23 protein-coding genes are annotated in these 19,085 nt (G+C 66.2%); 10 read left to right on the top strand and 13 right to left on the bottom strand.

Annotated features, from left to right (window positions below; genetic code table 11):
• Positions 1-129 precede the first annotated feature (129 nt).
• Positions 130-1,473 carry a ParB/RepB/Spo0J family partition protein gene (locus NIBR502770_RS00105; RefSeq protein ID WP_141180598.1) on the bottom strand — a complete coding sequence of 448 codons (1,344 nt, stop codon included), beginning with the start codon at positions 1,471-1,473 and terminating at the stop codon, positions 130-132.
• Between the two features lie 635 nt (positions 1,474-2,108).
• Positions 2,109-2,537 carry a hypothetical protein gene (locus tag NIBR502770_RS00100; protein ID WP_141180597.1) on the bottom strand — a complete coding sequence of 143 codons (429 nt, stop codon included), beginning with the start codon at positions 2,535-2,537 and terminating at the stop codon, positions 2,109-2,111.
• Between the two features lie 415 nt (positions 2,538-2,952).
• Here NIBR502770_RS00100 and NIBR502770_RS00095 point away from each other — a divergent pair, with 415 nt between their 5' ends.
• Positions 2,953-3,198 carry a hypothetical protein gene (locus tag NIBR502770_RS00095; protein WP_141180596.1) on the top strand — a complete coding sequence of 82 codons (246 nt, stop codon included), beginning with the start codon at positions 2,953-2,955 and terminating at the stop codon, positions 3,196-3,198.
• A gap of 85 nt (positions 3,199-3,283) precedes the next feature.
• Here the strand turns inward: NIBR502770_RS00095 and NIBR502770_RS21055 are convergent, their stop codons facing one another.
• Together NIBR502770_RS21055 and NIBR502770_RS00090 are read right to left on the bottom strand one after the other, a co-directional pair.
• Entirely contained in the window at positions 3,284-3,433 is a 150-nt protein-coding gene (locus NIBR502770_RS21055) for a hypothetical protein (protein ID WP_168223087.1), read from the bottom strand.
• 189 nt (positions 3,434-3,622) lie between these two features.
• Entirely contained in the window at positions 3,623-4,600 is a 978-nt protein-coding gene (locus tag NIBR502770_RS00090; RefSeq protein WP_141180595.1) for a DUF4192 domain-containing protein, read from the bottom strand.
• A 435-nt stretch (positions 4,601-5,035) separates the two neighbouring features.
• Here NIBR502770_RS00090 and NIBR502770_RS00085 point away from each other — a divergent pair, with 435 nt between their 5' ends.
• The 7 genes from NIBR502770_RS00085 to NIBR502770_RS00055 all read left to right on the top strand — a co-directional run bounded on the left by NIBR502770_RS00085 (position 5,036) and on the right by NIBR502770_RS00055 (position 9,899).
• Positions 5,036-5,692: a helicase associated domain-containing protein gene (locus NIBR502770_RS00085; protein ID WP_141180594.1), complete on the top strand. Its 657-nt coding sequence runs from the start codon at positions 5,036-5,038 to the stop codon at positions 5,690-5,692.
• Positions 5,693-6,040: 348 nt separating this feature from the next.
• Positions 6,041-6,472 (top strand): LexA family transcriptional regulator, encoded by a 432-nt coding sequence (locus tag NIBR502770_RS00080; protein ID WP_141180593.1) that lies wholly within the window; start codon positions 6,041-6,043, stop codon positions 6,470-6,472.
• Between the two features lie 10 nt (positions 6,473-6,482).
• Entirely contained in the window at positions 6,483-7,763 is a 1,281-nt protein-coding gene (locus NIBR502770_RS00075; protein ID WP_246857241.1) for a Y-family DNA polymerase, read from the top strand.
• A 44-nt stretch (positions 7,764-7,807) separates the two neighbouring features.
• Positions 7,808-8,146 carry a hypothetical protein gene (locus NIBR502770_RS00070; RefSeq protein ID WP_141180591.1) on the top strand — a complete coding sequence of 113 codons (339 nt, stop codon included), beginning with the start codon at positions 7,808-7,810 and terminating at the stop codon, positions 8,144-8,146.
• Positions 8,143-8,517 (top strand): hypothetical protein, encoded by a 375-nt coding sequence (locus tag NIBR502770_RS00065; RefSeq protein ID WP_141180590.1) that lies wholly within the window; start codon positions 8,143-8,145, stop codon positions 8,515-8,517. Before NIBR502770_RS00070 ends, NIBR502770_RS00065 begins: the two co-directional genes overlap by 4 nt.
• Positions 8,518-8,560: 43 nt before the next feature.
• The gene (locus NIBR502770_RS00060) at positions 8,561-8,845 is read left to right on the top strand and encodes a hypothetical protein (RefSeq protein ID WP_141180589.1); all 285 of its coding nucleotides are present in this window, start codon (positions 8,561-8,563) and stop codon (positions 8,843-8,845) included.
• Positions 8,832-9,899, top strand: coding sequence for an ATP-dependent DNA ligase (locus NIBR502770_RS00055; RefSeq protein ID WP_141180588.1), 1,068 nt, complete (start codon positions 8,832-8,834; stop codon positions 9,897-9,899). Before NIBR502770_RS00060 ends, NIBR502770_RS00055 begins: the two co-directional genes overlap by 14 nt.
• Before the next feature lie 28 nt (positions 9,900-9,927).
• Here the strand turns inward: NIBR502770_RS00055 and NIBR502770_RS00050 are convergent, their stop codons facing one another.
• The 6 genes from NIBR502770_RS00050 to NIBR502770_RS00025 are packed head-to-tail and all read right to left on the bottom strand — an operon-like array spanning position 9,928 to position 15,570.
• Positions 9,928-10,617: a thioredoxin domain-containing protein gene (locus NIBR502770_RS00050; protein ID WP_141180587.1), complete on the bottom strand. Its 690-nt coding sequence runs from the start codon at positions 10,615-10,617 to the stop codon at positions 9,928-9,930.
• Between the two features lie 54 nt (positions 10,618-10,671).
• Entirely contained in the window at positions 10,672-12,042 is a 1,371-nt protein-coding gene (locus tag NIBR502770_RS00045; protein WP_141180586.1) for a phenylacetate--CoA ligase family protein, read from the bottom strand.
• Positions 12,043-12,079: 37 nt separating this feature from the next.
• A complete protein-coding gene (locus NIBR502770_RS00040) occupies positions 12,080-12,679 on the bottom strand; it encodes a cadmium resistance transporter (RefSeq protein ID WP_141180585.1) in 600 nt (199 codons plus the stop codon).
• A 49-nt stretch (positions 12,680-12,728) separates the two neighbouring features.
• Entirely contained in the window at positions 12,729-13,238 is a 510-nt protein-coding gene (gene lspA, locus NIBR502770_RS00035) for a signal peptidase II (RefSeq protein ID WP_141180584.1), read from the bottom strand.
• Complete coding sequence (locus NIBR502770_RS00030; protein WP_141180583.1) at positions 13,235-15,190, bottom strand: cation-translocating P-type ATPase; 1,956 nt, start codon at positions 15,188-15,190, stop codon at positions 13,235-13,237. The genes lspA and NIBR502770_RS00030 overlap by 4 nt, the downstream gene beginning before the upstream one ends.
• On the bottom strand, positions 15,187-15,570 hold the full coding sequence (locus NIBR502770_RS00025; protein ID WP_141180582.1) for a helix-turn-helix transcriptional regulator: 384 nt from the start codon (positions 15,568-15,570) through the stop codon (positions 15,187-15,189). The genes NIBR502770_RS00030 and NIBR502770_RS00025 overlap by 4 nt, the downstream gene beginning before the upstream one ends.
• 191 nt (positions 15,571-15,761) lie before the next feature.
• On the opposite strand from NIBR502770_RS00025, the gene NIBR502770_RS00020 reads away from it, so the two are divergent.
• Together NIBR502770_RS00020 and NIBR502770_RS00015 are read left to right on the top strand one after the other, a co-directional pair.
• Positions 15,762-16,511, top strand: a complete 750-nt coding sequence (locus NIBR502770_RS00020) for a cytochrome c biogenesis CcdA family protein (protein WP_141180581.1) — start codon at positions 15,762-15,764, stop codon at positions 16,509-16,511.
• A 16-nt stretch (positions 16,512-16,527) separates the two neighbouring features.
• Entirely contained in the window at positions 16,528-17,163 is a 636-nt protein-coding gene (locus NIBR502770_RS00015; RefSeq protein ID WP_141180580.1) for a TlpA disulfide reductase family protein, read from the top strand.
• Positions 17,164-17,248: 85 nt separating this feature from the next.
• Here NIBR502770_RS00015 and NIBR502770_RS21050 read toward each other — a convergent pair whose 3' ends face one another.
• From NIBR502770_RS21050 to NIBR502770_RS21380, 3 genes are all read right to left on the bottom strand, one after another.
• Positions 17,249-17,461 carry a hypothetical protein gene (locus NIBR502770_RS21050; RefSeq protein ID WP_246857240.1) on the bottom strand — a complete coding sequence of 71 codons (213 nt, stop codon included), beginning with the start codon at positions 17,459-17,461 and terminating at the stop codon, positions 17,249-17,251.
• A 152-nt stretch (positions 17,462-17,613) separates the two neighbouring features.
• Positions 17,614-18,528, bottom strand: coding sequence for a ParA family protein (locus NIBR502770_RS00010; protein ID WP_141180579.1), 915 nt, complete (start codon positions 18,526-18,528; stop codon positions 17,614-17,616).
• Between the two features lie 228 nt (positions 18,529-18,756).
• Positions 18,757-19,038 carry a hypothetical protein gene (locus tag NIBR502770_RS21380; protein ID WP_246857236.1) on the bottom strand — a complete coding sequence of 94 codons (282 nt, stop codon included), beginning with the start codon at positions 19,036-19,038 and terminating at the stop codon, positions 18,757-18,759.
• Positions 19,039-19,085 lie beyond the last annotated feature (47 nt).

The raw sequence follows: 19,085 nt of genomic DNA, 5'->3' as shown, positions 1-19,085 counted from the left end.
GCTGGTGAGTGGCTGCTGTGGTTCGCCCGGGGCGACGGACCGCCCCACTTCTGGAAGGTTCCTGGCCCTTGCCGGGGTGAGTGGGCCGGGCGGCTGCCCCTGGGGCCAGCCGCCCGGTTCACTGTCCGGTTACTCGGTGTCGGTGGTGTGATTGTCGATGATGATCTGCTCGACGGCGCTGGCGGTGTATCCCCATGTGGTGAGCTGGTTCAGGTAGTGGAAGTGCCGCTTCTCGGCGGACCGCCATGAGTCTTTCTGGAGGGTCTTTTCATACCCGGCGCAGATCAGGGCGATGAGGGAGAATTCTGGGCGTGTGGTGGTTTTGGCGGTGTGGTCCCGCAACGGGTTCCAGCCCCACCGATCGGTGTCCTCTCCGGTCTTGGCCCCGATCATCTCGGTGGCGACTTTGCCGTCGTAGCCGCTGGCGGTTTCGGGGTCGTGGGTGATGGCGTGGACGGTGAAGTACTGCCAGCCCTTCGGCGCGGTCTTGCGCGACAGCAGGGTCTTCACGAATTCACGCCTGACCTTCGTGGCGCTTTCCATCTCGCGGTTATTGGCGATCAGGGTTTTCCGCTCGGCTTTCTGTTCCTCGGTCATCGGGCCTTTCTGGGCCTGCGTGCCGCCGTCGTAGCGTTCGTACTTCGGGGTGAAGCCCCGGTCCTGCCAGCCGGTGATGACGGGCTGGGCGTTGTGCTGGCCCCGGTAGTCGGTGCTGATCAGGTAGGCGTTGGCGTCCTCGTCGGTGGCCGGTTTCCCGTCGGCCCGCTTCGCGGCCGAGACGTACAGGTTCTCTTCGTTGGAGTAGTGCCCGGCGTCCTCCACGATGGTCTTGCCCTCCGCCTCGAGCTCGGCGATGAGTGCGGCGAGGGCGGCGGCGCGGTCGCGGCGGTCCCGGAGCATCTGCGCGACGTGCAGGAGCTGATCGGGTTCGTCCGCGATCACGGACTCTAATTCCTCCGTGGCGTCCTGGTCCCCTTCAAATTCGGCCATGATGAGCGCTTCGTCGATGGTGTATCCCTTGCCCAGGGCGGTGGATCCGGCGGTCGAGGATTTGGCTTTCAGCGCCCCTTCCACGATGGTCTTGGTGCGTCCGGTTTTCTTGGCGATCGCGGCGGCTGAGACGCCGATCAGGGACAGCTGGTGGTAGGCGTCGGCCTCGTCCGCTTCGGTCAGTTCGGCGCGCTGGATGTTCTCCACGACCTGGGTCACGATCCGTTCTGCTTCCTCGGGGGACTCGATGATCATCACCGGGATGCTGGTGCGTCCGGCTTCAACGGCGGCGCGGGTGCGGCGCTGTCCCATCAGGACGTGCACGGTCCCGTCGTCCTTGCGGTGGGCGATGACGGGTTCCATCACGCCGTGCTCTTTGATGCTGGCAATGAAATCGGGGGTCAGGGCGGCGTCTTTGCGGACGTTGATGTCCACGGTCAGGGTGGCCGGGTTGAGCATTTCGAGGGTGGGTGTGGTGTTCATGGTGTTGCTCCTTTTGCAGAGGATTCCGGTGGGTGGGGCGGCTCAGGTGACCGGCCAGCTTCCCCTCTCCCCCGTTGTTTTTTGGTTGCTGGCAAGCTCGCTTGCTCGGCGGCCGACGGAGCCCTGTCTACCCGCAGGGCAAGGTGAAGGAAATTCCCGGAGGAAATCAGCGACGCAGGAGCGCCGGAGGGACATTTCCTGCCCCGCAGGCCCCGGTGGAGCTTGCGGAACCGGGGCTAGACGGGGTGGAGCGGACGCCTAGAATCCGGAGGACAGCAACCAAAAGACGTCGTAGACAAGACAGGGCCAGGGCTGGCCGGAGCCCTGCGACGGACAGCACTGGACCCACAGCCGGCCGCGCCAGCGGACGCCCGAATGGGTGCGAGCCCTGCGAGCATGCCCCTGGCTTCGTCTCCCCTGGATCCGCCCATGCCGGCCCCGCTCCTAGCCTGGCCGGCCCGCTGCCTGTTCCTCCGGCGGTCCTTCACCGAAACGGCGGTGCGCCGCCGGTGACCAGCGACGGAAGCCAACCACCGGCGGCGGACCGCCCGAACCTTTCGGCCGGTCCCGGTCCATTAGTGAGGAGGGCGTCACCTTGCCGGGCGGTGGTTCCGCCCGGCAAAGTTTCAGGAGGTTTAGGCGACGTTGGCCATGTACGGCATCCGGTACCGGCTCGGCAATTCCGCGGCGGCTTCGGGCAGGTCGTCCGGGCCGTGGGCCTGGCCGTTCTTCCACTGGAAGAACGCCTGTTCGCTGATCGCGTCCCATTGGCGGGCCTTGGTCCGGTAGAACGTGCAGCTCACGTCTCCCTCGCAGTAGGTGGCGACGCCGAACAGGTTTCCGATGCTGTCAGCGGTGCGGGTCGCGGCGACCATGACGTAGGGCCAATTGCCAAGGTCCCAGCCGTCACTCCCCCAGCTGGGGATGACGGCCCAGCCGTGTTCACCGATGAGTTCCATCCAGTCGTAGCCGCCGTTCTCGTGGTAATCGCCCAGCACGGTCACGCCGTCGATGGTTTCCCCGGTGTCCCGGGTGGTCACCGTCATAGTGGTTACTGCGTTCATGGTGTTGCTCCTTTTGCAGAGGATTCCGGTGGGTGGGGCGGCTCAGGTCACCGGCCAGCTTCCCGCTCCCCCCGTTGTTTTTTGGTTGCTGGCAAGCTCGCTTGCTCGGCGGCCGACGGAGCCCTGTCTACCCGCAGGGCAAGGTGCAGGAAATTCCCTCAAGGAAATCAGCGACGCAGGAGCGCCGGAGGGACATTTCCTGCACCGCAGGCCCCGACGAAGGAGGGGCTAGACGGGGTGGAGCGGACGCCTAGAATCCGAAGGACAGCAACCAAAAGACGTCGTAGACAAGACAGGGCCAGGGCGGGCCGGAGCCCTGCGACGGACAGCACTGGACCCAACAGCCGGCCGCGCCAGCGGACGCCCGAATGGGTGCGAGCCCTGCGAGCATGCCCTTCCTGAGTAGGGTGAGGGCATGACTGAGCCGGTTCCGCGTGATAACCGCCCGGGCCGTGCGGGGCGCGGTTCTGTGCTGGATTCCCCGCGGGTCCTCTGGGTCCTGGCCGTGGTGTTCACAGTTGCCGCGGCGGGGTCGCTGGCGCTGGTTGTCGTTGATCTTGTGATTGCCCGGCCGGCAGCTGGCGATGTCTTCATTACCGCCCTGAATGCCCTGGCGGCGTTCCTGTTGTGGCGGCGGTTGTTGGCACAAACCCGGGCATGAGGAAAGGCCGGCACCGCAGTGCCGGCCTTTCGCCGTTTCCCTCTGCAAAGGAAATTTGGGTGGGCAGCGTCCCGCTGCCTGGGCGTTAGAGGTTGGGGTGTTCCTGGGCCCAGCCGATATTCGCGGGCCCCGTTGGTTCGCCGGCGGTGAGCAGACGAATCTCGATGACATCTTCAGCCAGGCTGGGCTCGGCCGCCGGCTTGTCGTCGTCGGTCAGGATGTAGTCAGTTCCCATGCTCACGCTTCCTGGTCGGTGCAGTGTTCCTGGGTTCACTGTAGCCGTGGTTTCTACACGCTAGCTGGGTTCTGAGCTGCGCCCGCGCGAGCGTCCGGCGGCCGGCGGAGCGCAGCGGGGGAGGCCGCCCCGCCACCGGCAAAAGGCCGGACCGGGATCTCTTGGTGATCCCGGTCCGGCCCTGTCCGTTTAGTTGTTGTGGCGCTGGTAGGAGGTTTCCGGGTCGCGAGCGACCTCTGCGACTGAGCCGCGGTTGATCAATTCCTGCAGCAGCCCTGCCAGCCGGAACCCGGGGGCGTCCGTGTCCGCGTGCTTGAGGTACCGGCTGGCTTGGGTGCCGTTGCCTTTGAGCCATTCCAGCCACCCCATCAGGGTCAGCATCGGTGCGCGCTGGCCTGCCGGGACTGCCTTCATCAGTTCGAACGCGATGGCCTGGGCCCGGTCCACCCGGTTCCAGTCGGGGCGTCCGGTGAAGGTACCGAGGATGACGTCGGCGAAGTTGCCGTTCTGGGTGGTGATGGTCTCGCGGAACAGGAAGTCCCGGACCATCTTGTGCTGGAACGCTCCCGCAAGGTCCCGGGCCGTTTCGCTGTCCGGGGTTCCGGTGCTGTCCAGCACGGCCGCCCACGCGGCGCATGCTTTCTGGATGTCTGCTTCGGTGCCTTCGGGTGCTTCCACCGGCATGGCCCAGGTGCCCAGCAGGGCGGGGTTGTAGACGTCGATGTCCGTGGCGCTGCCGAAGAAGGTAAACGTCGCGTTGGCGTGGCTGTCGGTGATTTGCTCCAGCGGGCGCTCCTCGTCCGTGCCGAACTCCGTCCAGTGAGTGGAGGTCACGAGCCAGACGTGCCGCACGGGCATCCGGGCTGCGGCCAGCTCGGACACCAGTGCGGCGACGTGCGCGGCGTAGGGGTAGCTGTCCTGGTTCTCGTCGGTGTAGACGACGAGGTAGGACGCCGTGGCCTTCTCATCGTTGGCGGCGTGGCTGGTCAGCGTCTGCGCGTAGTTGACCGGCTCGACGTGTTCGGGTGCGTCCACCCGCAGGGTCGCGCCGAGCGCGCCGGCGTGGGCGGTGAGGACGACGAACGATTCCGAGGGCGTGATGCCCAGCAGGTGCGGGATGGTGGCCAGCAGGTCGGCGGGACCGGTGAGGTTGATCTTTTCAAGCATGGTGTTGCTCCTTTTGCAGAGGATTCCGGTGGGTGGGGCGGCTTAGGTGACCGGCCAGCGCCCCCTTCTCCCCCCGTTGTTTTTTGGTTGCTGGCAAGCTTGCTTGCTCGGCGGCCGACGGAGCCCTGTCTACCCGCAGGGCAAGGTGCAGGAAATTCCCTCAAGGAAATCAGCGACGCAGGAGCGCCGGAGGGACATTTCCTGCACCGCAGGCCCCGACGAAGGAGGGGCTAGACGGGGTGGAGCGGACGCCTAGAATCCGAAGGACAGCAACCAAAAGACGTCGTAGACAAGACAGGGCCAGGGCATCCGGAGCCCTGCGACGGAGGCACTGGACCCAACAGCCGGCCGCGCCAGCGGACGCCCGAAAGCAGTGTCTGTAGGGCCGCGGTGCCTGCCCCTGTCCGGGAGGGCCGTGGCAGGATGGGGTTCATTATGGACAGGCGGTTGCGGCGCGCTCCTGACGCCGAATGGGTGCTGATGTACCGGCTCGGACTGAGCCGGCAACGCATCGCTGACCTCGTGCGCGTGCCGCCGGCCGCTGTCGGATACCACCTGGCCATCGCCCGCCGCCAGGATCCGGGACTGGAGGCCGAGCACCAGGCAGCGGCCGGCGCCGGACCTGTTCCATCCCGCTCCCCCACGGATCTCGCCCGGATGGAAGAGGTCATCGCCTGGGCCTCAGCCGAAGGCCGGCTGCCTGACGGCCGGTCCGGCGACCGGAGCGAACGGTCAATGGCCCGTTGGCTGTCCGTACGCCGGCGCGAAGCAGCCCAGGGGACCCTGGACCCGGCCTACAGCGACGGCCTTGCCCAGGTGCCGGGGTGGGTCGAAAACCGCCGGAAGGTGGAGGACGAGGCGCGGTGGTACGAGCGGCTGGCCGAGCTCGTGGAGTTCCGGTTGGAAGGCAACGACTGGCCACGCCACCACGATTACGAGTCAGAGCGTGAACATACCCTCGGGGTCTGGGTCCACGCGCAGCGGTACAAATGCCGCCGCGGCGAACTCGATCCTCTGAAGGTCAAGCTCCTGAACAATGCAGCTCCCGGGTGGCAGACCGGTCGGACCCGCGGCCGCCCTCCCCTGCGCTGACCGGAAGGCCGCATCTCCAGCGGCCACGAGGCAAGACCCGCTAGTACACTTGCATCGGCTCTCCAGTCCCCCCAGCTTGGAGAGCCGGGAGCCTCTGCGCTTGAGTCCTCGGATTCGCGCGGAGGCTTTCCTCATACGCCCAACCAAAAACCACCGTGTGGCCAACCAGCAGACGACCCAACCGTGTTGTGCCCACTGGGGGCAGGCGGAGCCCTCCGCACAGCTCAGGCTGTCCCCATTGGCGTACAACCCGTCCCGTCGAAAGCCCGCCAGACCCTCGATGGTTCTTTTGTCGGCCCACACCAGTAGACTGAATGAATCGAACATATATTCGAATAAAGGTGTGTTGTGGGCGTTGTTGTCGGTCCCCGTGTGATAGATGCGGGCGTGTCGTTGTTGTCGGTGCTGATTTCTCCGGTACCCGTCGCGGCCGGGTATCCGTCGCCGGCGCAGGACTATTTTGACGGCCGGATCGATCTGAACGAGCACCTGATCAAGGACATCACCAGCACCTATGTCGTGAGGGTGTCCGGGGAGTCGATGGAGGGCGCCGGCATCAGCGACGGCGACGAACTGATCGTGAACCGCGCTCTGGAACCCAAGGACGGGTCCGTGGTCATCGCCGTCCTGGACGGGGAGCTGACCATCAAGCGGCTGCGGGTCACGGGAACCGGGGTGGTGCTGCAGGCGGAGAATCCGGCGTACCCGGACATCCTGGTCCCGTCGGTCGCGGATCTGGTCATCTGGGGCGTCGCGACCCGCTGCTTGCATCATGTCTAAGCCGGCCACGATGCGGCACATGCCGCAGATCGCGCATGTGGATGTGAACTGCTTCTACGCGTCGGCCGAGCGGGCGTTCAACCCGTCCCTGGAGGGCCGTCCCGTCATCGTCCTGTCCAACAACGACGGCTGCGCCGTCACCCGCTCCCCCGAGGCCAAGGCCCTCGGGATCCCCATGGGTGAGCCGTGGTTCAAACTCGCTCCGCGGGCCAAACAATGGGGACTCGTCGCCCTCTCCAGTAACTACGAGCTCTACGGCGACATCAGCGCCCGCGTGATGGAACTGCTCGGCCGGTACAGCGCCTGGCTGGAGGTCTACAGCATCGACGAGGCCTTCCTCGGCGTCAAAGGCGCCCCGGGAGAACTCCTGGCCCTGGGCCGGGACATGAAGACAGCTGTGCGGCGTAACGTCGGGGTACCTGTCTGCGTCGGGATCGCCGGGACCAAGACCCTGGCGAAACTGGCGAACAAATGGGCCAAGAACAACCCGGCGTTCGACGGGGTCTGCCACTGGGACTCCGTGCCCGCAGCCGACAGGGAAGCCCTGATGCGCCGCCTGTCCGTGATCGAGATCTGGGGCGTCGCCACCCGCCTGACCAAACGCCTCAACGCCCTAGGGATCCACTCCATCCATGACCTGTCCCGGGCCGATCCGGTGATGATCCGGGACCGCTTCTCCGTCGTCATGATGCGCACCGTCCTGGAACTCCAGGGAACCCCCTGCATCCCGATGGAGGAAGAACGGATCGGCCGGGACCAGCTCATCTTCTCCCGCTCCTTCGCCACCCCCATCACCACCGCGGCGGGAATGCGGCAGGTCATGAGCGTCTACGGCCAGCAGGCCTCGGCCCGGCTGGCCAAACACGGCCTCCAGGCCAAGGTCCTCACCGCCTTCGCCGGCACTTCACACTTCAACCCCAAAGACACCGCCTACCCCTCGGTGTGCGTGCCCCTGCCGATGCCCACCGCGGACCCGGTCCTGCTCACCAAGGCAGCCCACGCACTCCTGCCCCGCATCTGCGAGGGCATCCGGTACGCCCGGGCCGGCATCATGGTCACTGACCTCCGGCCCACCGGCAACCAGGCACCCCTGGCCCTCTTCGAAAACCCCCACGAGGAACGCCACGTCGGAACCCTCCTCGAAGACGTCACCCGCCGGTACGGGCGCGGATCCATCGGCCTCGGCCACGCCGGAATCCGGGGCGGGCCGGACTGGACCATGAAACGCGACATGCTCTCCCCCCGCTACACCACCCACTGGGACGAACTCCCCCTCGTCAAAGCCGCCTAACCCAAACACGCCAGCACGACCGCACCACGAAAGAACACCACCCCATGAGCACCATCGCCGACATCGCCCCGCAGACCAACGACACACTGGTCCGACTCGACGCGGCAGGCAAACCCCTCGCCATCCGGCACGACGGACGGATCTGGCTTGTCGACCCCGCCACCGAATCCCGGCACTGGTACGGAAGAGACGCATGGTGGGACACCCGCCGCACAGCAGCCGTAGGCAGCGGCGACCTGGTCAGCATCGAATACTGGCAAGTTCAGGTCCGCTCCGGCACCCATTCCGCCCTCCGGACCGCCACGCTGCGCCGGAACCCGCTGTCCACGCACTGGCTCCTGGAAAACATCAGCGACGCCGACGAAACGACCAACGAAGAGTGACGCGCCAAACCATCAACGATCAGACGTGGGCAGGGATCCGGACGGAATTCACACTGCCAACCCTCGGGCAGGTGCGGCGCCGGCTCTTCGAGCTGATGGAAGACCCCGAACCCGTGATGCGCCAGCTCGTCCGCGTCTTCATCGACGACGGCACCTTCTGCCCCGGATTCCAGTTCCTCCCCGGCGGACAGCTCCACCCCACCGTCCTTGAGCTGTTCCAGCGTGCGATGGAGCTGCAGATCCCGCACAACTACTTCACGCTCTGGATGGTCACCCCAACCAGGGACCTTGCTGGAGCACGCCCGGTCGACCATCTGAAAGGCGGCCCCGCTCCCCTGCTCCGCGCGCTGGAATCCTACCGCTGGCGCTAACACCGACCCTTGACCGCACCGGCGGGGTGGGTAGCGTTGGCCCATGGGACTCATTTACGACAGCCCGGACCTCGCGGCTCTGACGCTGACGCGGCTCGCCGCCGAAGAATCCGAAGGACCCAGCGCCCTGGAAGGGCGCATGCTCGACTATCTGGACGACCTCGAGCAGCGCAACGGCACCGCCTTCCTGGAGCTGGTGGCCATCACCCTCGCCCGGGTGCACTTCAAATCCCTGGACGATCTGGCCCGGGCCACCGGCGACGATCCGGCAGCATTGCTGGACGCCGCCGAGGTAGAGGCGCTGGAAGGCCTCGATGGCGGCAGCTAGAGCGCCATCCGTGTCCGGGCTGCCGGCGGGCCTTGTCCCGCCGCCGAAGGTGGCCCTGGCCCGGGCCGTCACGAGGATGCCACGCGCCGGTACGTTGTCCGGGACTCTGTCCTATGAGCCCAAATGGGACGGTTACCGCTGCATCGCGATCCACGACGACCACGGGGTGACCCTGTGGTCCAGGCAGGGCAAAGAGCTCACCGGGTACTTCCCCGAACTCACGGCAGCCTTCGCATCGGAGGTCCCGCCCGGGTGCGTGGTCGACGGCGAAGCCGTGATCTGGGCCGGGGGCAGGCTGGATTTCTCCGCATTGCAGCAACGCCTGGGCGCCGGCGCTAAGACCCTCTCCGGCCTGGTCCGGCAGACCCCGGCCAGTTATGTCGCCTTCGATGTTCTGGCCGTGGCCGGACATGATGCCAGGGCGCTGCCGCTCAGTGAGCGGCGGGCGCTCCTGGAAGAACTGGCCCGCGGGTGGGCGCCTCCGCTCTCGCTCTCCCCCGCCACCACCGACCCGGACGAGGCGGCCAGGTGGTTCGAGGACTTGCCGCACACCGGGATTGAGGGACTGGTCATCAAGGGCATCGACCAGCCCTACACACCAGGTGCCCGTTCCTGGCTGAAACTCAAACACCGCGAAACCGTGGAAATCATCTGCGGAGCAGTCATCGGGCCGATCACCGAACCCCGGGAAGTCGTGGCCGGCCTTGTCCTGGACGGGGAACTGCGGATCGTCGGCAGATCCACACCGTTGAAGACGGCAGCTGCGCGGGAACTGGCGCGGTGGCTGCAACCTCCCCGCGGCGCCCACCCCTGGCCGCCCGCCGTGAAAGGCACCACCCTGGACCGGTTCAACCGCGACAAGGAACCCGTGGCGCTGACCTTGGTCGAACCTGTGGCAGTGGAAGTCTCCGCCGATACGGCCTGGTCCGGCAGGTCCTTCCGCCACCCACTCCGCGTCCTCCGCGCGAGACCGGAACTGTCCCCCACGGACATCATCCTGCCCGACATGCTGCGTCCACTTCGCCCGGCGCGAGCGAACACAGTAGAGCAGTGACCGGGCGCCGCTCCCCCGCTATCGGGGTCTATTTGGAGGCGTCGTCGAGCAGCTGCCGGAATTGTTCTTCGGTGTTGAGGGTGAGCTCCTCCCCGTTGAGGAAGAACGTGGGCGTGCCGGTGACGCCCAGAGCTGTGCCGTCGTCTACGTCTTTACGGATCCGGACCTTGGTCGCTTCGTTAGCGACGGCCGCGTCGTACTGGGTCAGGTCCAGGCCAAGTTCCTGGGCGTAGGTGCGGAACAGGGCGGCCTGGGAGTCCTGTTTTTCGCCCCAGTGCGGCTGGGTCTCGAACATCTTGGTGTCCATCTGCTCGTACTTGCCCTGCTGAGCGGCTGCTTCGACGGCCAGGGCGGCTGTGCCGGAGTTCCGGTGCCCGGGGAGAGGGAAATAGCGATGGACGAAGGTGATCCGGTCCCCGTATTCCCTTTTCAGTTCCTCCACCAGAGGCACGGCCGCGCGGCAGGATTCGCATTCGAAGTCCAGGAATTCCACGAGCTGGGCTTTTTCGGTCCCCGGGTTGGTGACCCGGTGGCTGTCTTCCCTGACCAACTGGGCGTCGCCGACCGGTTGCAGGGCCGCCGGCGCGGGCTTGGTCGTGGTGAACACGGCGTACCAGATCAAACCGGCGGCCACGACGGCTCCCAGGATGATCCAGATGATCATGCGTATTTTCCGTGCAGCGTCAGTGGTTGTGGTGGTCGGTGGAGCTTGTGTCATCAGTGGGATGCTTTCGTGGTCAGGTCGGGGCGGACGTCAATGCAGGATTGGCTTCTACGGCGGCAACGGAACGACTGTGCGGTGCTTGCCGCCCGGAGTGAGCTGCGGCAGCCCGGCGTCCCTCGTGATGGTGACACCGCCCAAACCAAAACTCGTCAACACGCGGGTTATTTCAGTGCAGGCAGCTTCCCAAACGTTCTCGGGATTAGCACCGGCGGCGGGCTGCAGCCGGAGGCTGAGGCTGTCGAGTCCTGTCTGGACAATCTGGCCGCGGGTCAGGCCCTGCACGCTGTCGAGCACTGTAGCCAGTGTCAGCGGTGTCACTGAGACGGGGAGTCCGTCGCTTCGCGGGAAGGTCAGCAGTTCCGCGGTCCGGCCCTCCACCTGGATGGCCGGTGTCGGGTCCCCGCACAGGCAGGGGTCAGGCTTTGCGGTGACGCTGTCGCCGAGGTCGTAGCGCAGGATGGGCTGGACGCGGTTGGCGAGGTTGCTCAGCAGCACGGTGTGCGAGGGCTGGCCGGGCGGGACGGGTGCGTGGTCCGCGTCGACCGGTTCCAGGATGGCCCAGTCGCTGTTGACGTGGAGCCAGCCTTCCGGGCAGCTGTAGCTCAGGAAGGGGCATTCGGTCGCCGCGTAGCCTTGACGGACCTTGGCTCCTCGGAACGCTGCGCTGATCCTGGCGTACTCTGTGGCGGGCAGGCCCTCTGCGGAGAGAATAACGGCGGCGGGCTGGATGTTCAGGCGTCCTGCTTCCTGCTCGCCTGCCAGCAGCCAGCCGGTGGAGGCGTAGGGGGCAAGAATGGCCGGTCGGAAGTCGTTCAGCAAGGCGACGAGGTCCGGCATGGGCGTCTGGACCGGGAACACGCCCACACTGCGCCGGGCTGGCCCCTTTCGGAGTGAGGCCGCGGCCGCTGCCGAGGCGAAGTGGCCGCCGGTCGCGATGACCATGGCTATCCGCCCGCGGCCGCGGATGATCCCTGCGAGGTCTGCTGGTGAGAGCCAGGAGCTGAGCATCCGGAACGTCAGGGCCTGGGCGACGGCGAGGGATGTGGTGTCGAGCAGGAACAATCCCCGGGTGCCGGTGGTCCCGGACGTAGTGGCGAGGGTATAGCGGTTGAGAAATTTCTCGCCGACCAGTGAGGGGTCTGCAGCGAACGTCTGGGTTTCTTCCAGGGTGATGGCGGGGTCTGTGGGCCAGTCATCGAAATGGGCCATCAGGTCGGCCTTGTTCGTCACCGGCAGCAGGCGCGGGTCGGTGACCCGGGCCGGCAGGCCCTGATAAAGCCGGCGGTAAAACGGTGAGCATGTCCGCGCGTGGGTGACCATCTCTGAGAGTCGCTGCCGTTGCCGCCGCATGATGCCGGCGCTGCCCTGTTTCCGGGCGGTGCGGGCATCGAGCAACAGACGGAACGGTGTTTCTCTCATGGTTTCTCCTGACTCTGGCGGCGCGTGCTATAACTGCTCAGGTGCTGAACAGCCGTGACACGACGCCGGAGCTGATGAGGATGAACAGGCCCAGCCCGATGAAGACACCGGGGACCAGCCAGTGTTCGATCCTTTCGAGGGTTTCGGTGACCTTCGGGTGGGTGCCGACGACGCGTCCGAGTGCGCACCACACGGCGACCAGGATCAGGAACACCATGATGGTCACAACGGTGTCCTGGGTGCCCATGGTGCGGAAGATCGGGGTGTAGATCGCGATGTTATCGGCGCCGTTGGCGATGGTGATGCCAGCGACGCTGGCCAGACCGACTGCAGTGAATGACCCCTCCGCCTCCTCCTCCCCTCGAGTCCGCAGGAACCGGATCAGCCCGACCACGCCGATGGCCAGCGGGACCAGGCCGAGCCATCCCACCCATTCATCCGGGACGAGGGTCAGCCCGAGGGCCGCCAGGACGCTGATGCCGACCAGGGTGATGAACCCCAGATATTGCCCGCCGACGATCTCCCAGGGCCGCGGCCTGCCTTTGGCGGAGGCCAGGAACAGGACGGTCAGAACGACGATGTCGTCAATGTTGGTGGCGGCGAACATCGCCGCCGCGGCCGCGATGGTGGCAAGCATGAGTGGGTCCTTTCCAGGGCCTGCGCGGCCGGCGAAGCGGAAGAGAGTTTTATTCGCCGGTCCGTGCCCGCGGGGACAGGATTGTGCCGAGGACCAGAAGTGCTATCCCGGTGGTGACGAACACGTCCGCGAGGTTGAAGGTGGGGAACCAGCCGCTGTGCAGGTAGTCCACGACACCGCCCCCGTCGAGCCGGTCAATGAAGTTTCCGGCAGCGCCGCCGAGCAGCATGGCCGCTCCGGCCCGGGACAGTCCGGTCATGGCAGGGGCGGCGGAGACGGTGTACCAGATCAGAGCTGCAATGATCAGCCCGGTGGCGGCGATGACGACCCAGGGGGCAAGGTCCGCACCGAGACTGAATGCGACACCGCGGTTGTAGAGCAGCTTGATGTTGATCGGCCCCAGCTCGGTCGCCGTGCCGGTGGAGAGCAGGGCTTCGGCGAGGGCTTTGAGGACCAGGTCGGCCGCAGCCAGGACGGCTGCCCAGAGCAGCAGCACCGTCCTGAACCGTCGTGCCGTCCGGGCCGGTACGACCGGAGGGGCTGCGGCTTCGGCGCTCATGCTGCCGGTTCCAGTGCGGGGGCGGACCGGGCGTGGCTGAGCGCGGTCTTGCCGCTGAGCCGGCCTGCCCGGACGCCGTTGGCAATCACGACGATTTCGGCCAGTTCGTGGATCAGGACCACGGCAGCCAGGCCGAGCATGCCGAACAGCGCCAGCGGGATCAGCACGGCGATCAGCAGCAGGGACAGGCCCACGTTCTGGAGCATGATGCGCCGGGTTCTGCGCGCGTGGTCCAGTACCTGGGGCAGGTGATTCAGGTCCTCGCCCATTAGGGCGATGTCGGCGGTTTCGATCGCGACGTCGGTGCCCATGGCTCCCATCGCGATGCCGGTGTCGGCGGTCGCGAGGGCCGGGGCGTCGTTGACGCCGTCCCCGACCATGGCGGTGGGCTGGCGGGCCTTGAGCGTGCGGATGATCTCCGCCTTGTCCTCGGGGCGGAGGTCGGCGTGGACCTCGGTGATGCCCGCGGCCTTACCCAGCGCGGTGGCGGTGATGAGGTTGTCTCCGGTAAGCATCGCAGTGGTGTAGCCGGATGCAGTGAGCCGGGCGATGACCTCGCGGGCTTCGGGTCGCAGCTCGTCGCGGACCGCGATGGCTCCGATGACCTGGCCGTCGTCCTCGATCAGGACTGCGGTCGCGCCGGCGTGCTGCATCCGCTCGACCTCGGAGGTCAGGGGGCCGGCGTCGATCCAGCCGGGCCGGCCGAGACGGACGGTCCTGCCCTCGAGCTGGCCTTCCAGGCCCGCGCCGGGGATGGTGTCGACGTCGGTGACGGCCGCCCGGTCCGGTGTCGCGGCGAGAATGGCGCGGGCCAGCGGGTGTTCGCTGCGGGCCTCCAATCCGGCGGCAAGGGCCAGGACCTGGTCCCTGGTCGCGGTTCCGGTCGCGGCGACGTCAATCACGGCGGGCTTGTTCCGGGTCAGGGTTCCGGTTTTGTCCAGTGCGATGGTGCGGATTTTGCCGAGGGTTTCCAAGGCGCCGCCGCCCTTAATGAGCACGCCGATGCGGCTGGCCGCCCCGACGGAGGCGACGACCGTGACAGGGACGGAGATGGCCAGGGCGCATGGCGAGGCTGCGACCAGGACGACGAGGGCACGTTCGAACCACAGCAGCGGTTCCCCGACGATGAAGCCGAAAACGATGATCAGGGCGGCGGCGATCAGGATGCCGGGGACGAGCTTGCTGGCGATCGAGTCGGCCAGGCGCTGGCCCGGGCCCTTGCGGGACTGCTCGGCCTCCACGATGTGCACAATCCTGGCCAGCGAGTTGTTCTCCGCGGTGCTGGTCACTTCGACCTCGAGCGGGCCGGTACCGTTGATCGCCCCGGCGTAGACCTCGCTGCCCGGGCCGGCCTCGACCGGAACGGATTCGCCGGTCAGCGCCGAGGTGTCCAGGGACGTACGGCCGGTAATGATTCTGCCGTCGGTGGCCAGACGCTCCCCGGGCCGGACAACCATCCTGTCCCCGGGAATGAGTTCTGCCGGGGCGACGGTGACTTCGGTGCCGTCGCGCAGGACGGTCGCCTCGGCCGGGACCAGGTCCAGCAGGGCGCGCAGGCCGCGCCGGGTCTTCGCCAGCGAATACTCCTCAAGGCCTTCGGAGATGGCGTAGAGGAAGGCCAGCATGGCCGCCTCCTCGAACTGCCCGAGGGCGACAGCGCCGGCGGCGGCAATCGTCATCAGCGTCCCGACCCCGATCTTGCCCTTGACCAGGCGCCGCAGGGTGGAAGGAACGAACGTCCACGCGGCAACCAGCAGCGCCAGGATCTCCAGGGGAAGGGTCAGCCACACCGGCCCGCCGGCCAAGGAGGCGATCCACGCCGCGAGGAGCAGGACACCGGAAACGGCGGCTGCCCTGACCTCGGTGACCTGCCAGAAACCTACGGCTTCCTCCGCCTCTTCGGACTCGCCGGTCCCGGTCTTCTCGTCGCTGCAGCCGCAGGCATCACTCATCGTGTGTTCTCTTCCGTCAGGGGGGCACCCGTACTGCCGGTGCCGTAGTTCGGGCACAGGCTGACCGCGTTGCCGGTGGCGGCAAGCAGGATCTCAGCCTGGGCGAGCACGTCCATCAGTTCAGGGCGGGACAGCGAGTAGTACACGCTGCGGCCCTGGACCCGGCCTTCGACCAGGCCGCAATCACGCAGGCATGCCACGTGGGCTGAGACGGTGGACTGGGCCAGGCCCAGTTCTGCCGTGAGGTCACCGACGCGGACCTCGCCGCCGGCCATCCGCTTCACAATGCTCAACCGGGTCTGGTCGCTAAGGGAATGGAACAGCGCCGCCGCGGGACTGAGCTGGCTGCAAGGGTCAGCGGAAACAGGTTCAATCGTCATACGACGATAATAGCGCATATTTATGCTGTCATCGCCGCAATGCTGTAACGTCAGAAAAGATGCCCGTCACGGTCCCCACGGTGCTGGCGCTCCGACACAGCCGGGACATTCTGCGCGGACTGTGCCCCAACGGGGGCCGTGCTGCTGCCCCTTGGGCAGGGCTTCATACACAATGACCCAGGAGACACCCGATGAGCATTGGCGGATATTTCGCCGAAATGGTGCAGTCCGGCGCCCTGCTGGTGGCCATGCCACTGGCGATGACCGCCGGGACTGTCTCCTTCATCTCCCCCTGCATCCTTCCACTGGTGCCCGGGTACCTGGGGTACGTCTCCGGGCTGACCGACCCGTCACGGCCGGACAACCGGCGGCGGGTCCTGACCGGGGTCGGTCTGTTCATCCTTGGCTTCGCCGCAGTGTTCACCCTGTACGGTGCGGCGTTCGGGGTGATCGGCGGCTGGCTCGTGCAGTGGCAGGGCACACTGATCCGTTCCCTGGGCGTGTTCGTCGTCCTGATGGGACTCGTCCTCGTCGGCAGCCTCTCCTTCCTCCAGAGCACCCGCCAGCTCTCCTTCCGGCCGCGGACTGGCCTCGCCGGAGCCCCTCTGCTCGGTGTCATCTTCGGCCTCGGATGGACACCCTGCATGGGGCCCACGCTCAGCGCGGTCCTGGCGCTGAGCACCACCACCGGGGATCCCTGGCGGGGTGCCCTGCTGGGTTTCATCTATTGCCTGGGACTGGGAATCCCCTTTGTCCTTGTCGCCCTGGGCCTGAACTGGGTCACCAGAACCCTGGGTTTCATCCGCCGGCACATCCGCACCTTCAACATCATCGGCGGATCCCTCCTCATCCTCGTCGGACTCCTGATGGTCTCCGGAGTATGGATGCTCTGGATCTACCAGCTGCAGAACCTCGCCGCGACCATCACCACCCCTGTCTAAACGCAAGGACCGGATCATGAACACCCAACCACCCGCACGCTCAGCCCCTGGTGCATCCTTGCCAGGCCGGCGCAGCCTCCTGCTGGGCATCGCGTCCGGTGCCCTGCTCGTGGCCGGCTGCACACCCACACCCCCGGATTCCCTGGCCGCGCAGGCCCGGGCCGGGGATAACAAAAATTACATCGCCGGCGACGGCTCGGTCTCCGAATACGCCCCCAACGACAGAGGCGCCCCTGTCGAGATGGAGGGCCCGCTCTACGACGGCACCATCGTCAATTCCACGGCCTGGCGGGGATCGGTGACGGTTCTGAACGTCTGGTACGCCGCATGCGCACCCTGCCGCACCGAAGCCCCGACTCTGGAAGCCCTGTATCAGGAACACAAGAGCGAGGGAGTGCTCTTCTACGGAATCAACCTGCGCGACACCGCCGCCACAGCCGCCGCCTTCGAGCGCACCTTCGGCACCACCTATCCCAGCTTCAACGACGCCAACGGGGCAATCCTGCTCGCCTTGGCCGACTACGTTCCCCCGCGCGCGGTACCGACAACCCTCGTCCTGGACAAACAAGGCAGAGTCACCGCACGTGTGCTCGGCATCGCCGAGAAAAGTACACTCAAGGCCTTAATCGGCAGTGTGCTGAAGGAATCCTGACGCCCAACAGCGTCAGGGAGCCCGACTTTCCTCCGCGCCGTCCTCATGTCCGCCTCCACCACCGTGGTCGCCCAGCTGATGCCGTTCAGCCGTCTTTGAGCCGACGCCCACCTGGGAGGTTTTCACCCCAAGATGGGTACATCGCACCGTCATTGTGTTCAGCTTCGCGGCGGGCCGTCTCTGCCTCGATAGCTTTCGCCACGAAGTGACTCCAGGTGTTATCCCCTTCGGCATAGCTGGTAGCCCGGTACGCGGCCCGCGCCCGGTTCCGCAGCGCGGCGGGGATGCTCACCGTCATATTCGCTGTTTCAGTTTCTTTGGGTTCAGCCTTCTTTGGGGTCTCCGGGCGGTGTCCGGGGAGCATCCGTGCCAGCGGCGCCTCGGCGGCCGGCGCTGGCGTGCGACGCGGGGGCAAACCGAGCGCGGGTCGGCTGGGTGTTGGTTCGGCGCTCACGCGTTGACCTCCTGGGATTCTGCGACGGCGATCCGACGAGTCACTTCCATGGCGACTGCATGGAGATCTTCCGCCACGCTGGAAGCCGACTTCGGCCCGGCATTGCCGGCCTTGGCTTCACCGCGCAGGACCTCCCACCATTTCGGTCCCTTGCTGAGTTCCCGCTCGAGCTCGTGGGCCAGCAATCCACGCTCACGGCACGCCTGGGCAGTGGCCTCCGCGTGGCGGATGCTCATCGGGAACAACACTTCGTCTGTCCCAAAATCGGCGGTGAGGTGGTCGCGGGTGACCTTGTGAACCTGCTTGGAATTCGTACCTGTACCGACGAGGACGACGCCCAGCAGGTCCAGAGAAGGATTGAGGCCGACGACGCTGTCCATGCGTGCCGCGACGGCGGCGACACCCTTACGGCTGGACATATCTGTCTTCAGCGGCACCAGTGCGTAACGGGCGGCAGCTACCGCGGCAGCCTGCAGAGGCTCATTTCCAGGCGGACAGTCCAGCAGAACCAGATCGTACTCCCCCGCGACGCTGGCAAGCAGTTTGGCCAAAGCCAGCTGCGCAGCATCACGATCCTTCTGGGCTTTGGCTCCAAGGAATGCCGCAGCATCGTCTAGATGGGGGCCGCCGGCAATGACATCCAGGTTGGGTCGGACGTCGGCCAGCAGGTCGGGTTCTCCCCCGAAACATAGCGAAGCCGCCAGACTTCTGCCGCCGTCACCTTGGTCGGCGTAGCCAAGGTCCTCGGCGAGGTTTCCTTGAGGGTCGAGATCCACGAGAAGCACACGCGATCCGCCCTCGGCAAGGAGTCCGCCTACGTTGGCCACCAGGCTGGTCTTGAAGACACCTCCTTTGCCGTTGATTACCGCGATAACGCGGCTAAGGGCACCGCGGTCCAGATCGTGTTTCATCAAATCCCCTTCCAAAGTGATTCCAGCGTAGCCAGCAACACTGGTTTAACTTGTGAAGCTGGTTTCCGTGTCATCGCTTTTTTCACTTGTGAATCCAGCGAAACATGTGAATCAAGTGAATACTTAATCACTTTGTTTGCTGGTTTCACTTGCTTTACAAGCAAACCCAACAAACCTGCCACATCAGGGCACGCAGATACATCCCCGACGTCTGCGCGCGGCGCAGCGTCATGCCACTCGCCACAACGTCCCGCCCCAGTCCAGTTCGCTTTCCGAGGGAGGGATCCAGTAGAGGTCCAAGTCGGGGTCTGCCACTTCGTATTCTGAAAGTTCAGGTACCAGGTTTCGGTCGAGCCATGCGTGCCAGGCTGCGCGCTGCTTTCGATGGCGGCTGATCTGCTCGGCAGCATCGTCAAGTGCCCCGAGCCGGCGGGCTAGCGCCGTCAGGCTGGTCCCGGCCGTAATTCTCCATTGCCCGTACCGACGTTCGATCATGTTAAAGCTGCTCATGGCGCCTAGGGCCGTCTCGACGGCTGTACGGCTGAGTCCTGTGGAAC

The sequence above is a fragment of the Pseudarthrobacter sp. NIBRBAC000502770 genome, from assembly GCF_006517815.1.
Lineage (GTDB): Bacteria > Actinomycetota > Actinomycetes > Actinomycetales > Micrococcaceae > Arthrobacter > Arthrobacter niigatensis.
Note: the sequence above shows the minus strand (reverse complement) of the source record. Positions and strands in the feature narration are given on the sequence as shown.

What these genes read in the sequence shown, in the direction of transcription:
- NIBR502770_RS00015 (WP_141180580.1), top strand. Translation starts at nt 16,528, where the DNA reads ATGAACACCCAACCACCCGCACGCTCAGCCCCTGGTGCATCCTTGCCA.
- NIBR502770_RS00100 (WP_141180597.1), bottom strand. Translation starts at nt 2,537, where the DNA reads ATGAACGCAGTAACCACTATGACGGTGACCACCCGGGACACCGGGGAA.
- NIBR502770_RS00030 (WP_141180583.1), bottom strand. Translation starts at nt 15,190, where the DNA reads ATGAGTGATGCCTGCGGCTGCAGCGACGAGAAGACCGGGACCGGCGAG.
- NIBR502770_RS00045 (WP_141180586.1), bottom strand. Translation starts at nt 12,042, where the DNA reads ATGAGAGAAACACCGTTCCGTCTGTTGCTCGATGCCCGCACCGCCCGG.
- NIBR502770_RS00050 (WP_141180587.1), bottom strand. Translation starts at nt 10,617, where the DNA reads ATGACACAAGCTCCACCGACCACCACAACCACTGACGCTGCACGGAAA.
- NIBR502770_RS00010 (WP_141180579.1), bottom strand. Translation starts at nt 18,528, where the DNA reads ATGAAACACGATCTGGACCGCGGTGCCCTTAGCCGCGTTATCGCGGTA.
- NIBR502770_RS00070 (WP_141180591.1), top strand. Translation starts at nt 7,808, where the DNA reads ATGAGCACCATCGCCGACATCGCCCCGCAGACCAACGACACACTGGTC.
- NIBR502770_RS00025 (WP_141180582.1), bottom strand. Translation starts at nt 15,570, where the DNA reads ATGACGATTGAACCTGTTTCCGCTGACCCTTGCAGCCAGCTCAGTCCC.
- NIBR502770_RS21380 (WP_246857236.1), bottom strand. Translation starts at nt 19,038, where the DNA reads ATGAGCAGCTTTAACATGATCGAACGTCGGTACGGGCAATGGAGAATT.
- NIBR502770_RS21055 (WP_168223087.1), bottom strand. Translation starts at nt 3,433, where the DNA reads ATGGGAACTGACTACATCCTGACCGACGACGACAAGCCGGCGGCCGAG.
- lspA (WP_141180584.1), bottom strand. Translation starts at nt 13,238, where the DNA reads ATGAGCGCCGAAGCCGCAGCCCCTCCGGTCGTACCGGCCCGGACGGCA.
- NIBR502770_RS00090 (WP_141180595.1), bottom strand. Translation starts at nt 4,600, where the DNA reads ATGCTTGAAAAGATCAACCTCACCGGTCCCGCCGACCTGCTGGCCACC.
- NIBR502770_RS00095 (WP_141180596.1), top strand. Translation starts at nt 2,953, where the DNA reads ATGACTGAGCCGGTTCCGCGTGATAACCGCCCGGGCCGTGCGGGGCGC.
- NIBR502770_RS00020 (WP_141180581.1), top strand. Translation starts at nt 15,762, where the DNA reads ATGAGCATTGGCGGATATTTCGCCGAAATGGTGCAGTCCGGCGCCCTG.
- NIBR502770_RS00075 (WP_246857241.1), top strand. Translation starts at nt 6,483, where the DNA reads ATGCGGCACATGCCGCAGATCGCGCATGTGGATGTGAACTGCTTCTAC.
- NIBR502770_RS21050 (WP_246857240.1), bottom strand. Translation starts at nt 17,461, where the DNA reads ATGACGGTGAGCATCCCCGCCGCGCTGCGGAACCGGGCGCGGGCCGCG.
- NIBR502770_RS00040 (WP_141180585.1), bottom strand. Translation starts at nt 12,679, where the DNA reads ATGCTTGCCACCATCGCGGCCGCGGCGGCGATGTTCGCCGCCACCAAC.
- NIBR502770_RS00060 (WP_141180589.1), top strand. Translation starts at nt 8,561, where the DNA reads ATGGGACTCATTTACGACAGCCCGGACCTCGCGGCTCTGACGCTGACG.
- NIBR502770_RS00105 (WP_141180598.1), bottom strand. Translation starts at nt 1,473, where the DNA reads ATGAACACCACACCCACCCTCGAAATGCTCAACCCGGCCACCCTGACC.
- NIBR502770_RS00055 (WP_141180588.1), top strand. Translation starts at nt 8,832, where the DNA reads ATGGCGGCAGCTAGAGCGCCATCCGTGTCCGGGCTGCCGGCGGGCCTT.
- NIBR502770_RS00085 (WP_141180594.1), top strand. Translation starts at nt 5,036, where the DNA reads ATGGACAGGCGGTTGCGGCGCGCTCCTGACGCCGAATGGGTGCTGATG.